Annotated in this window: 11 protein-coding genes; 7 read left to right on the forward strand and 4 right to left on the reverse strand. The window is 42.9% G+C overall.

What is annotated here, in order from left to right; translation table 11 throughout:
• Nucleotides 1-393: 393 nt before the first annotated feature.
• Nucleotides 394-1,413 (reverse strand): phenylalanine--tRNA ligase subunit alpha, encoded by a 1,020-nt coding sequence (pheS, locus tag DDZ16_RS00080; RefSeq protein WP_109262382.1) that lies wholly within the window; start codon nt 1,411-1,413, stop codon nt 394-396.
• A gap of 389 nt (nt 1,414-1,802) precedes the next feature.
• Between pheS and DDZ16_RS00085 the strand changes: the two genes are divergently transcribed.
• From DDZ16_RS00085 to DDZ16_RS00100, 4 genes are all read left to right on the forward strand, one after another.
• Nucleotides 1,803-2,468, forward strand: a complete 666-nt coding sequence (locus tag DDZ16_RS00085; RefSeq protein ID WP_109262383.1) for a metallophosphoesterase family protein — start codon at nt 1,803-1,805, stop codon at nt 2,466-2,468.
• 130 nt (nt 2,469-2,598) lie between these two features.
• Nucleotides 2,599-3,246: a LuxR C-terminal-related transcriptional regulator gene (locus tag DDZ16_RS00090; protein WP_109262384.1), complete on the forward strand. Its 648-nt coding sequence runs from the start codon at nt 2,599-2,601 to the stop codon at nt 3,244-3,246.
• A 363-nt stretch (nt 3,247-3,609) separates the two neighbouring features.
• On the forward strand, nt 3,610-4,734 hold the full coding sequence (locus DDZ16_RS00095) for a hypothetical protein (RefSeq protein WP_109262385.1): 1,125 nt from the start codon (nt 3,610-3,612) through the stop codon (nt 4,732-4,734).
• A 70-nt stretch (nt 4,735-4,804) separates the two neighbouring features.
• Complete coding sequence (locus DDZ16_RS00100; protein WP_109262386.1) at nt 4,805-7,609, forward strand: S8 family peptidase; 2,805 nt, start codon at nt 4,805-4,807, stop codon at nt 7,607-7,609.
• 98 nt (nt 7,610-7,707) lie between these two features.
• Here the strand turns inward: DDZ16_RS00100 and DDZ16_RS00105 are convergent, their stop codons facing one another.
• The gene (locus DDZ16_RS00105; protein WP_109262387.1) at nt 7,708-8,436 is read right to left on the reverse strand and encodes a redoxin domain-containing protein; all 729 of its coding nucleotides are present in this window, start codon (nt 8,434-8,436) and stop codon (nt 7,708-7,710) included.
• 386 nt (nt 8,437-8,822) lie between these two features.
• Nucleotides 8,823-9,101: a LytR/AlgR family response regulator transcription factor gene (locus DDZ16_RS20665; RefSeq protein ID WP_158275578.1), complete on the reverse strand. Its 279-nt coding sequence runs from the start codon at nt 9,099-9,101 to the stop codon at nt 8,823-8,825.
• A 199-nt stretch (nt 9,102-9,300) separates the two neighbouring features.
• On the opposite strand from DDZ16_RS20665, the gene DDZ16_RS20670 reads away from it, so the two are divergent.
• Nucleotides 9,301-9,522: a hypothetical protein gene (locus DDZ16_RS20670; protein ID WP_158275579.1), complete on the forward strand. Its 222-nt coding sequence runs from the start codon at nt 9,301-9,303 to the stop codon at nt 9,520-9,522.
• 441 nt (nt 9,523-9,963) lie between these two features.
• Entirely contained in the window at nt 9,964-11,034 is a 1,071-nt protein-coding gene (locus DDZ16_RS00115; protein WP_109262897.1) for a class I fructose-bisphosphate aldolase, read from the forward strand.
• Between the two features lie 349 nt (nt 11,035-11,383).
• Here DDZ16_RS00115 and DDZ16_RS00120 read toward each other — a convergent pair whose 3' ends face one another.
• Complete coding sequence (locus DDZ16_RS00120) at nt 11,384-12,148, reverse strand: hypothetical protein (protein ID WP_109262389.1); 765 nt, start codon at nt 12,146-12,148, stop codon at nt 11,384-11,386.
• A gap of 500 nt (nt 12,149-12,648) precedes the next feature.
• On the opposite strand from DDZ16_RS00120, the gene DDZ16_RS00125 reads away from it, so the two are divergent.
• The gene (locus DDZ16_RS00125; protein ID WP_109262390.1) at nt 12,649-13,473 is read left to right on the forward strand and encodes an alpha/beta hydrolase; all 825 of its coding nucleotides are present in this window, start codon (nt 12,649-12,651) and stop codon (nt 13,471-13,473) included.
• Nucleotides 13,474-13,825: the final 352 nt, after the last annotated feature.

Here is a 13,825-nt window from a genome sequence, read left to right on the forward strand (position 1 = left end):
AATATATAAAGATTGAATTTGTAAAATAAGGCTGTCCGAAAAGTTCAAATTTGACGTCATTGTTTGCTCTTGCTCTTATAAAGGTAGGTGTTTTTTGTTTTTAGTGCATCATTAATTTAACCCCTGCTGAGCGACTGTTTTCCCCCCCCTTCTCAGCAGGAATTGCAATCCAGCTGACTTATAATTGCGGGTTTGCAACCCGCCATTATAGCCCTTGATTTTCAATCCTGAAAAGATCTCCTGTCCCACAAACTTCTAAACTATATTGGCTGGTAAAAAGTGTTTTAGTGTCTCACCAAAATCCACAAAAAAACCGCGAACCCAAAGATCCGCGGTTTGAATATTTTCAATAAAAACTCTGCGTCATTGCGTCTCCGCGTTTAAATAAGGTCTTTAAGATTCTGCCTTAAATTGTTCCAGGAAGCGGACATCGTTCTCGAAAAAGAGGCGTATGTCGTTGATCTGGTACTTCAGCATGGCAATACGCTCGATGCCCATACCAAAGGCAAAGCCGGTGTATTTTTCGGGGTCGATGTTGCAATTGCTCAATACAGCAGGGTCAACCATGCCACATCCCAGAATTTCCACCCATCCGGTGTACTTACAGATGTTACAGCCTTCACCACCACACAGCGTACATGAGATGTCCATCTCTGCCGATGGTTCGGTAAAGGGGAAATATGAAGGTCTCAGACGAATGCGCGTCTCTTTACCAAACATCTCTTTCGCAAAGTAAAGCAATGTCTGACGTAAGTCGGCAAATGAAACATCTTCATCAATGTAAAGGCCTTCTACCTGGTGGAAAATACAGTGCGCCCGGGCTGAAATGGCCTCGTTGCGGAAAACGCGTCCCGGGAAAATGGCCCGGATGGGGGGCTGCTGATTTTCCATGGTGCGGATCTGCACCGATGAGGTATGCGTACGCAACAAAATATCCGGATCCTGATTGATAAAGAAGGTATCCTGCATATCTCGTGCCGGGTGCTCAGGGGGGAAGTTCAAAGCTTCAAACACGTGCCAGTCGTCCTCAATCTCAGGACCTTCAGCCACAGTAAAACCAATGCGGTCGAAAATATCCACAATCTGTTTGCGTACAATTGACAGCGGGTGGCGACTGCCAATGGGCATCTGGCTTCCGGGAAGCGTCAGGTCAGACGCTCCGGATGTTAAATTGGACTGCTCAAATTGCTCCTTCAGGTTGTTGATGGATTCCTGCGCGGTATTCTTCAGCTCATTAATGGCCTGTCCCACTGCTTTTTTCTGATCGTTGGGTACACTCTTAAACTCATTGAAGAGCGAAGGAATGATGCCTTTCTTACTCAGATATTTGATGCGCAGTTGTTCTGCTTCCTCAGCCGTTTCGGCAGTCAACCCTTTGACCTCTTCCAGTAAATCTTTTATCTTATCAAGCATTGTGTCTGATTTTTTGGAACAATTTGAAGCACAAAAGTAATAAATTTTTCTACCCGCTTAAAGGGAGGGGCTTTTTAATAAAAGTTTAGAGTTGTTATACTACACAAGGCGCATTTGTGCTTGAATCTTATGGGGCAAATAAGATTAGCACGCATAAACACCAGGGTTGATGTTTGACCATTCTTTTTGTAATTTATGCTGGAGGGAAATATCTGTTTACCAGATGAACAGCTTCTTCGGCAAGCTCAGAATGACATTAAACCCGGACCTTTGACAGCCACTTAAAAGCCCAAATATGGCTTAAATAGATCAAATTTCTATCCTCTGATTTCCAACCTCTAACCTCTATTGTCTAAAAGTCTTAAATCTAACCATCTAAAAATATATTAATGCCCAATACCTACTTCATAGGAGATGTTCACGGTTGCTGCCGGACTTTAAAAAAACTGATTACTGAAAAGATAAGGCCGGTTAAAGAAGATTTGCTCTGTTTTATTGGCGATTACATCGATCGGGGCCCCGATAGCAAAGGCGTGATAGATTATGTTATGGAATTACAGAGTGAAGGTTTCCATGTGATTACGCTTCGTGGTAATCACGAGCAGATGTTGCTGGATAGTCTAAATGGTAGAAGGTCTCAAAAATTGTGGTTGATGAATGGAGGCGGGGAAACACTTCGAAGTTTTGGCGTTGATTCTGTAGATGAAATTCCGGCCCCGTATATTAACTTTTTCGGGCAAACCCGTATGTATGTCAATGGGGAAAAGTTTGTGGCTGTGCATGCCGGGTTGGATTTTGGTGTGGATGATCCTTTTAACGATGCTGAGTCCATGCTTTGGATTCGCGATTTTCCGGTTGACCATTCCTTTTTGGGTGGAAAAGTCCTGATCCACGGTCACACCCCACGTCCCCTTGATTTTGTGTTGTCTCAGGAGATGAGCAGTCCGGTAAATATAGATGCCGGTTGTGTTTATCAATCCATGGGCGGAATGGGGCATTTGGTAGCTTTAGTTTTTGAAGGGGGAGAGTTTCTGGTAGTTCAATATGAGGGATAAATCTTTAAATATTGCAGATAACCTTTAATTTTAAGGTGTTGGTACAAAATGAAGGCATAAAAATTCAAATAATTGTAACTTCTGATGTCCGGGAACTTTCATCGGGCCATGAGAATCAAATTTTATTGAGATGAAGAAAAGAGTTGCCATATTGTACCTTCATCAGCTATGGGGAGAGGCTCTTCAGGCTTTGATCAATCAAAGTGATCAATTCATAGTTCAGGAGTTACTGCCATTAAACGATGAAACGATACAAATCGCTCAGCCGTTTTCTGTAGTTATCCTGGAGACACTCTGCCCCGATCAGTCAGTCTTAAAACACATTCAGGAGTTAAAGAAATATGAGCAAAGAGTCCTTTTAATAGGCTTTCTGAAAGAAAATACTCTCTTAATAGACATACTTGATGCCGGCCTTGATGGTTATGTACTGAAGAGCTGTGGAGGAAAAAACCTGATGATGGCCCTTCAGCAGGTCAGCAACGAAAAAAAATACTTTTGTTCCGTTATTACTGAAGTTTTAAATCATCAGATTCATGTACAGAACGGAAACGGGAAAAATGAATTAAGTGCCCGGGAAAAGGAAATTTTAAATTCCTTTATTGATCTGCAAACCCCAAAGCAGATAGCGGAGGTTTTTAACATCAGCGAATCTACGGTTCGTACCCACCGGAAAAACATTATGCGAAAAGTAGGAGCCAAAAATGTTCTTGGTCTTCTCAAATATGCTTGTTCTCAAGGCATCCTTTGCCGGAATGAACGGGTTCAATGTACCGACTGAATCAGGGCTTCCCTTTTTACCCCATTTGGTTAGCTTCTCTCGACGAAATGGGTATTTAAAATCCTCAACCGTGGTATTGAAGCACCATTGGTATTTCCTTAATTTTAATTGAGTACATGTGTTAACCTGGAGTGGGCAGGAAAATGAAGAGGATTATTATCCTTTGTCAATCTGCCAACGAACTTCTGCCTTTCTGCTTTAAAACGATTTCCCGGGAATAGCAGGCAGGGCTCTCACAAATACCCCATTCCGTTTATTCTGAAGGGATGTAGGTTTTTTAACGGTTACTCGGCTTTCTGAATTTTTCGGGAGCCATCTGTGATGTTGCCTCTTTTAATAAAACAATTCTTAAAAACCTGAAGGATGAAGAAATTATTATTACCAGCCTTACTCATACTGGCTGTTCTATCCGGATGCCAAAAAGGACGTATGTGGACGGACGGAGATGACGACAGCGACCGTCCGAATTGGGCCAATGGCAATACAAGCGAAAATCCTCACATCAAACGAAACGATGAAAGCGGCACCTCCAGAGGTGGGGATTATGGAGATCTTTATGTGCTCCTGAGAGAAGAAAATGGTGTGCCTGAAATGGTTGAAATTGCAGGTGAATGGTACGTTCAACCGGTGGATGCCAACGGCAATGCTCTGGAATTGGATGCTGAAGGTGAACTATTAAACCCCGAACTGGCATCTGAAGTTGAATTTGGACGTTTAAATATTGTCCGTTCCCCCCAGGATGTTTTGGACCAGGCTTTTGAGGAAGCCATGAAAACCCTTACTGCGCCTAATGCAGTGATTACGGTTGACTTTTGCGGACGGTTAACTTCGACTTATGACCTTATGGTGGAGGGGGAATTAACGCGATATACCAAAACCATCGATTCTCCCCGTGAAAACATGGCGCTTTATCAATACCTGATGAAATGGCTGTTTGAGCCTACTGATGACGGACCTAACCGTTTGGCATTCCTTGGACAGGACCCTTACAACTTTAAACCTCTTGAGCTGGCGGCTTCCTGTCTGGCAGCAGGATCAGATAAAACCGGTACGCTCACCCTGGATGAAATGGTTTACATCAATGGATTTGTTAACTGCTGGGGAATTAATCCTATTGTGAACCCCCATGAGTATAACTTTCTGGGCGAGCAAAAACGGTATTTTAATTTCCTTGATTTCGACGGGATGGGCTCTTCCTATAGCTACAACCGCAGAGAAACTTATGAGAACAGGTACATCCAGTTTTTGGTTTGGAATAATGTGTATTATCCCATCGATGAGAATGGAAACTCTGCGAGTCCGGCTATTTTCTCAATTGCTGATTATTTTGAAACCAACGGACTATTTACATCCCGGTGGGGGACTGAAGAGACGGTAGACGCTGCCGGGGGTTTTGCTCTTGCCGCCGATGATGCCGTTCAGGTACTTGACTTTGTACATGGCGACAGTAATGTCATTTTTTTGCCCGGGTATTCTCCTGCCGAGTAGTCCTGTTTTTGATTGTTGTGCCTGTTCAGGAGGTGCTTAAGATCCGAGAAACGGGCTGAGAGAATTTATTATGATATCAAAATTTTCTTTGGTAGCTGCTTGGCTGACTTTTTTGTTGCTGGCATGTTCCGGGCTCTCCGTTAATGGTCAGCTCCGGAGCATGACTCTCCGGGACCAGCAAAGGAAAGCAATAAGAGATTATTCCATGAATTGGGCCCAATGGTATCGTCAGCAGCAGTATGTTGTAGATTCCCTGGCCCGAAAAAATAATTATCGGTCCTCCTTTTCGGGTGGAGATGGTGTTGCGTTGCTCTTGCGGCGTTTCGAGCATCAACATCCGGTATGGATACACACTCACAACCTTGATGCTGCCATTACTGCAGGTGTTGATGTGTTATGGGATGAGCCGGAGAATGAACTATCCGGGAAAGGAATTATTACCGGATTATGGGATGGCGGAGGTGTGTTGACTGAACACAATGAGTTTTTTCAAACGGGCGAAAGTCGGATTATCCAAAGAGACCAACCCAATGCCTGTAATGATCATTCCACCCACCTGGCTGGCACGATGGTGGCCGGAGGGGTGGATAAGTCATGTCATGGCATGGCCCCTTTGGGAACTGTCGTGGCTTATGATTTTAATTTCGATGTGTCGGAAATGGGTTCCGAAGCGGCTGATGGATTATTGGCTTCAAATCATTCCTATGGCACCATTTGCGGGTGGAAGTACAACCCGGGAGATGAAGCCTGGTACTGGTACGGTGATCTTGACATTTCCACCGATGAGGATTTGAATTTTGGCAGATATTCAAAAGAAAGTTATGACCTGGATTTATTGACTTACCTGGCACCATGGTATTTGATTGTAAAATCAGCCGGCAATGACCGTAATGATGCTCCTCCTGAAAACACCCCCCATTTCGATTTTTCAGACCATTGGTATGAGGCTAATGATTATCATCCTCCAGATGGCTCTTCGGATGGTTATGAATGTATGGGCTCCATGTCGGTAGCCAAAAATATCATCACAGTTGGAGCAGTTGCCGAGGTGCTGTCAGGTTATTCAGGGCCCGAAGATGTTGAAATGAGCATTTTCAGTAGCTGGGGACCTACCGATGATGGGCGTATTAAACCCGATCTGGTAGCCAATGGCACTTCTATATATTCTTCCATTGCACAGAATGTAAACCAATACGAAACTTATGATGGCACCTCTATGGCAGCAGCATCTGTGTCGGGAGTTGTTACGCTCATCAATCAGATGCAGAAGGAATGCCAGCCGGGAGTGCCTTTGGCTGCCTCTAGTGTAAAAGGGTTGTTGATTCATTCTGCCAGGGAAGCAGGGGCTTATCCCGGACCTGATTACCGGTTTGGATGGGGCCTGATTAATGCATCAGCGGCTGTGGAATTGTTAAAGACCAACAGATCATCAGGGGGGCAGTCAGTTATGGAAGATGAGCTGGCCGATGAAACTGTCTTTTATCATGAGATATACATACCTGGTGACTGTCCCGAATTGAAGGTGACACTCTGCTGGACCGATCCCGCCGGGCAAATTGCCGAATATGTGCTGGATGATGAAACCCCTGTGTTGGTAAATAATCTGGATATTGAATTGGTCCGGTTAAACGATGGTACTGTTTTTTACCCCTGGGTTTTGGATCCTGACGAACCCTCGGCTCCTGCTATCAAAGGAATAAACAATCTCGATAATGTAGAACAGGTAGTCCTGTCCAATCCAATGGAAGGAGAGTACTTAATTCGCATTTCCTCGCGGGCCGGGCTGAAATATGGAAAACAATCCTTCAGCTTGATTATTTCCGGACAGGATTTATCATCAGGCCTTTATCCTCCTTCTAATCTTGAAAGGATCTCTGATGATAGTGAAGTTTTTCTTACGTGGTATGCTCCTGATGAGGGTGAGCCTTCTGGCTACAATATATACAGAAACGGGAGCTGCTTTGCCACCTGCCATGATACAGCCTGGTTAGATAGCAGCGTTCAAAATGATATTGAATACTCCTATTATGTAACCGCGGAATATGGCAGTTTTGCTAATCAAAGCCTTCCCACCAATGAGGTTGTTGCCAAACCTCATGAGCAGGAACTTCTGCCTTATGTTGTAACGTTCGAGGAAGAACCCGTTGATTGGAGTATTAAGGACGATACCACCGGTTGGCTGTGGGGCAATAGCTCTACGCTTTCTTCCTATTATCTGGATTTTGGTAATAATACAGGGAGTTTCCTGGGAGCTGATTCTTATTCAGCAGGCGAAGGGGTTCACGTTTGGGACGGGGCCCGGTCTCCTCCACTGGCTCTGGATTTGTACGAAAGAGTGACTCTTTCATTTAATTATTTGTTGGTTACCGGAATTTATGACGCCATTGATGAATTGGTGATTATGGCCTGTAAAGAAGGGGATTCTTGCATTGAAATTGTGAAGCTGTCTAAATCTTCTTCCTGGGAATCTATGAATATTGACATTACTGAGGAGATGCGAAGATCTAATACACGATTAGTCTTTTATTATGATGACAATTACCGTTGGGGGATGGGGGCCGGGATTGATGATATTACCGTTACCGGAATTCCTCTGGTACCATTAGATAATCGGGTTGATGTTGAAGATAGTCCTGTTGTAAAGGTTGGTTATGAGGGAGGCAGGCATGTGGTTTGGATAGGTGGAGTTAATGTATCAGAAAATATGCAGCTTCAGGTAGTTGCAATAGACGGGAAGGTGTTATGGGAGGAGAATTGGGGGAACAACAGAAATGCTGAGACCAGAGTGGTTTTGCCTTCATTGCCAACAGGATTGTATATTCTCCGTTATTCCTCTTCGGCTGAGGTTTCAAGTGTTAAGTTTGAGGTCCGTTAGTAAATACTGTATTCCCTGTTCAAATATAAATTTTAACCGGCTGTCACTATCCTGTAAGGCCAGCCGGTTACTTTTTTATATTGAACGACAGCAATAGTTTACTTTGCTCTCATGTAATTCATAAACCAGGCTTTCCGGTAGTATTTTGAGCCGGGAAGGTCTACTTCTGCTAATTGCTCACTATCCAGATATTTGAGCATTACATCGTCGCCCGGCTGCCAGTTAACGGGAAGTACTACCCTGTGGTCTTCGTAATTGGTTTGGAGGGCGATAAGTGTTCTTTTCATTTCTTCCACATTCCGTCCTACTTCGTTTGGATAAAAATAGTAAGCCCTGATCCGGTTCTCGGGGTCAACAAAAAATACACCGCGTACACTTTGTCCGATTGTGGGTCCCATATCCAGCATGCCGTAGCTTTTGATAATCTTCATGGAATTGTCATCCACAATAGGGAAATTTATTTTTATCGGTTCCCTTCCATTGAACTTAACTTCTTCCAGTGCCATTTTCCAATTGTTGTGGGAGTCCAGCAAATCTGTTGAAACAACAACAAGGCTGGCACCCAGTTTGGCGAACTCTTTTTCCTGATGGGCCAATTCCAAAATCTCTGAGGAGCAAACGGGGGTGTGGTCTTTGGGGTGAGCGAACAGGATTTTCCAGCTGTTTCCAAAATCCTCGGGGAAGGCTATTTCTCCATTGGTAGACATACCCACAAATGAGGGGGCTTCGGATCCAATAAACGGAACATTCTGAATGTCCTTTTTCTGGCTTTCTGCTCCAAATAGGGGAAGAACCAGAACCACTGTTAACAACATTAGTTTTTTCATGACACCTTTATTAAATAATTTTAATTTGTAGCAGCAATTTACATTCAAAACCAGCAAAAAAAAACTTAATTAGGACCAAAAGGTCCGAAAACCGTCCGAACGTATGTTCTGTTCTTCCCGGGAAATTTTTGGGGTACATTCAACCTACTCCTGAGACATTGATTTCTGATGCTGACGAAGGGAGAAGTATTGAAAGTGAAAGGAAGATTGTCTTGATAAAACGCAATAGATCAGAAGTCTAACCTTTACCTGGTACCTGTCTGTAAACTAAGTAGCCATGTGTCTGGTCAGAAAGTGCCAGTTGCAAAGCCTGCCCCGGTTTTTCTTCGGGGGCTTGCGAAGCTAATGGTACTTTATGGACAGACTCTGCTTAGCGTAAAATTTGCTCAGATGGTTTGCAAATGCTTGAGAAGTTCTTCCTTTGAGGATTTGCTTAAAGGAACAGTTTTTTTTGAGATTACTACATGTCCGGTCCCGATTTCATCAACGTGTAAAAGATTTATGATGAAAGAGCGATGGATCCTGAGAAATTGTTTTGAAGTCAACTTTTCACCTAAATCCTTAAGAGGCATCACGACCAAATACTCTTTTTGTTTGGTATGAAGAGAGCAATAGTTGCGGTCTGCCTTAATGAAGAGAATGTCCTTCAGGGGAATTTTAACCATTCGCTCATGGTTTTTAATAAAGACGCAATCTCTGATTCTGAAAGGATTGTTGTTGGTCTTTACAGAAAAGCCGTTAATGTTTTTCGGTGATTCAGGGGGTGCTGAGCTCTTTTTCAGAAGTTCTTCATTTTGTTTTTTGAGAATCAGATATCTCTTCTGGTAATACCTGGTCCGGAAAAACATAAAAAACAGAAGAAATGTGAGCCCTGCTAAGATGCCGATAAATAAGAAGCCGGGATTGGCTGACCGGTGCGTTGAAATTGGAGATGTTTCCGGATTAGCAATGAAAGTAAGAAATGTATCATTTTGCATGCCCGTGTTGAGCAGGGTGATACAGGCCGGACAAAACGCCTCAGGAAAAGCCTGTAATGATGAAATGGGTTTTGAAAAAGATGGAGAAGCATTGCTTAACAGCAAATAAAGGATCAAACATAAAATGGTGGAATTTTTCTTTGGCCTTACTTTCTCAATGCAATACTTCCTCATATTCTCTCCTCATCTTTTACTTTAAAACCAAAGGCCGGGTGGATCTTTCTGTTTTTTTCACTACAGAAATAACAAAAATGCAAGGTGTAAGATACAATAATCGGGTGGGGATATCAAGATAAATCTTGTGAAAAAAAGTTTATGTTCGAACGCATGGCATTTTGGAATAGTATCCGTGTGGTACGTAGAACAAATAAGACAAAAATTCGCATAAGGACAGCTATTGTCCCGGAAAACCAATAGCTCTGATTAGTGGTAATGAAATTTAAATCATCCTCTGATTTAAAAGCTTGTTCCTATTGAAAAAATGATCCGGATACTGGACATTCTTCTGTTGGATTGCTACATTTAATTGAATCACAAAAAAATGACCGTTATGGATACCTTGAAAAACAACACTGAAAAAATTCTTGAATACCTGGGAAGTGATGACTCTCTGCTGACGTTTGACCAGCCCAAAATTTCCAAAGACAGGTTGCTAAAGCCAGGCCCCGATTATATTGATAAAGCCTTTGGGTTGAGCGACCGCAATGTCAATACTCTGATTAATCTTTCACGGATTTACAACCATGGCCGGTTGGGCGGTTCAGGGTATTTGTCTATACTTCCCGTCGATCAGGGGATAGAACACACGGGTGGTAGTTCTTTTGCCCCCAACCCCGATTATTTCGATCCGGAGAATATTATCAAACTTGCCCTCGAGGGTGGTTGCAATGCGGTAGCCACTACCTTTGGAGGCCTGTCGTTGCACGCCCGCAAGTATGCCCACAAAATTCCTTTTTTGGTTAAGATCAATCACAATGAGTTGATGACTTTTCCCAATACCTATGACCAGATTATGTTTGGAAGTGTATCTGATGCCTGGAATCTGGGAGCTGCTGCAGTAGGTGCCACCATTTATTTTGGCTCGGAGGAGTCGGACCGGCAAATTGTTGAAGTGGCCGAAGCTTTTGAGGAGGCACATGAATTGGGTATGGCCACTGTTCTTTGGTGCTACACCCGCAACAGCAACTTCAAAACCGACCAGCAGGATTACCACACAGCGGCCGATCTGACAGGACAGGCCAATCATCTGGGAGTAACCATTAAAGCCGATATCATTAAGCAGAAATTACCAACCTGCAATGGCGGTTTTAAAGAACTGAAGTTTGGTAAAACACACCCGGATATGTATAAGAAACTGGCTTCCGACAACCCCATCGACCTTTGTCGCTATCAGGTGGCCAACTGTTATATGGGCAAAATAGGACTGATTAATTCCGGAGGTGCTTCTTCGGGCGCCGGCGATTTTGCCGAGGCCGTTAAAACAGCGGTGGTAAACAAACGTGCCGGCGGTACGGGGTTGATTTCAGGTCGAAAAGCATTTCAACGTCCCATGAAAGAAGGGATTGAGCTGTTAAATCTTATCCAGGACGTATACCTGAATGATGAGATTACCATAGCCTGATAAGTTATATAGTTATAGTCATTAGATGGGTAAGTCTGATGACTATAACTTAATACCCGGCCAATATCTTTCATATAAAAGTAAAAAGGGCACCATCAGTGCTCCTGAACAGGTAGTATCGAATTAGGTCTGGCAGATTCCGATCCGCCACCGGAGGTAAACCGGCGGATCGGCTTCGGCTCTGCTGCTTTCTTCAGAAAGAATCTGCCGTACCTGATCTTCCATTGGTAAGGTTCGGCCCCCAAAAACACGCAACAATAAACCGAAGCCTTGAGGTTTTGTAAGAGGCAGGAAGTCAGTTCTTAGGAGTCCTGTAGGGGGAGACTTAATGCCTATCGCCTTTATCTTGCTATTGGGCAACAGCCGCGATAATGAGAAGTCCTAACCCGGCAACTCCACCCATGAAAGTTCCAAAACCGGTTGTTTCTTTTATATAGAAATGTTTGTCTCCGCTCTTGTTGAAATTGTTGGGTTTTACCGAAGTGTTGGTCAATGTTTTGGCATTGAATGTTTTGTCCATAAAAAAGGGTTTCTCATCAGATCCATATTTAGAAAAAGTCAGAAATACACGAAACTGATGCGGAGAGTTGTTGCCAAAATGAATTTGTTCCCCTTTGAAGGATCCGTTAGGGGTGGGGATCAAAATTTTTTTGATCTCAGCATTAGGCGTTGAATCAAGAAAATTGGTCTGAATCTTTGGTCCATTGAGCTCGCCTTTGCTGGCAGGAGGGATGAACAGAAGTGTTTCATCTTTGATGATTTGACCATCTGTGTCGGTGTAATAATTCCTTTTGTCCACAGATGACTGCCGCGTGGTGGAAGATGCGGTGATAACAGATTTGTCCTCCCAGAGGGGGATGGTTTTTTCACCCTTGATGAGGTTCGATTTGGTTTTATCCACAATAATGGGGTGTTCGGAATTATTCCGAATATGCATAACAATATTCCCCCCATCTCCTGTAAAGGTAAAAGCCACTTTAACAGAATCTTTAATGGAGGATGAAGAATTTTCATTTGTTGCAGGAGCGTCTTCCAGAGTGACATATTGATAAGTGCTGCAGCTGGTTAATGCCAGTAAGGTTACAAGAAGGGTAAGCAAATAAGTTTGTTTCATGAGTTGAGTTGTTTTTGGGAAAAAAAACTTTAAGAATTTATATCAATTATTTTGCCAAATTTGAATTTTTTGTTTGCATAGTCGGTTTTTGTTTTTCAATTGACAAAAGAGGTTGTCTCAAAAGTCCAATTTTGATGTCATTGGTAGCTTGTCGAAGAATCTTTTTTTTGAAGTGTAGATGTTTCGCCTCCGCTCAACATGACATGCATTTGATATTTTATACTTTTTCAAAGCTCCGGAAATGAAATTTTTAAGTTTGAATGAATGTTTTTGATAAAATTCAGAATATTAATTTTATGCGATTTGTCTAATATCAATAGATCGTTAGTCCCGATGCTTCGGGATAGACATAAGATATAAGATGAATTGTATGATATTGAAAATCTGCACCTTAGCACAAACAATCGTTTAAATATAAATAGTTGACTACAAGTGCCTTATAAAAGTTTAACGGAGTATTGTAATATCTAACTTCTAAAAATCTAAAGATCTATTGTGATATGAAACACACAAAACTACTATTACTGTTAATCTTTCTGACCGTCAATACCGTTGGACAGGATACGGAATACAAATCAGAAACAAATATTCATTACTACCCATCAGAGGTGAATCAGTCCGACACATACATCAATGAGCGATGCGCATTGGATATTTATTATCCTGAAAATAAAGAAAACTTCAGCTCCATCGTTTGGTTCCACGGTGGAGGGCTGAGTGCAGGACAAAAAGAAATCCCTGAAGCATTGAAGAATCAAGGAGTCTGTGTAATTGGCGTAAATTATCGTTTGCATCCTAAAGTTGAATCACCAAAATATGTTGAGGACGCTGCTGCTGCGGTGGCATGGACCATCAAAAACATCCACCGGTACGGGGGTGATTCCACTATGGTTTTCGTGTCCGGCCATTCTGCCGGAGGCTATCTTACAAGTATGGTTGGATTGGACAAACGCTGGCTTGCCAAATTTGATGTGAATGCCAATCAAATTGCAGGTCTTATTCCTTTTAGCGGACACACCATCACCCATTTTACTGTCAGAAAGGAAAGAGGAATACCCGGCACCCGGCCAATTGTCGATGATATGGCTCCGCTTTACCACGTCAGAGCCGATGCTCCACCTCTTTTGTTGATTACCGGAGATCGGGAACTGGAGATGCTGGGCCGGTATGAGGAAAACGCTTACATGATGCGTATGATGAAAGTGGCAGGGCATAAAGATACCCGCCTGTTTGAGTTGGACGGTTACGGACATGGAATGACTTATCCTGCTTTTCCGCTATTATTGGAGGAAGTTAAGCGCATTGAAAAAGGTTTAAATAAATAGCATTAGTGTTAGTATTTGGTTGGAGAATGATTTTAAACCCACTGATTTAATTTGGTGGGTTTTTTTTGAACTATTTAGTTTCTGTCCATAAAGTACCACTTGCGTCCCCGAAGGATCGGGGCAGGCTGTTACGCTTGCCGCCAAAATACTCATCCCGAAGGATCGGGACTCCGTTTTTGGCGGCTTAGCAAGCCTAGCAATTGGCACTTTCTGACCAGAAACAGCTCTAAAAACAGGATTTACTTAGTTTATGGACAGGCACTTCTATTTAGAATGACTTAAGATTGCCATTTATCCTGCCTGAAACATTTCATTTCTGCCTCAAATTCGCAACTAACTCCTTATAAACCGT

Source organism: Marinilabilia rubra (genome assembly GCF_003121985.1).
Classification (GTDB): Bacteria; Bacteroidota; Bacteroidia; order Bacteroidales; family Marinilabiliaceae; genus Marinilabilia; species Marinilabilia rubra.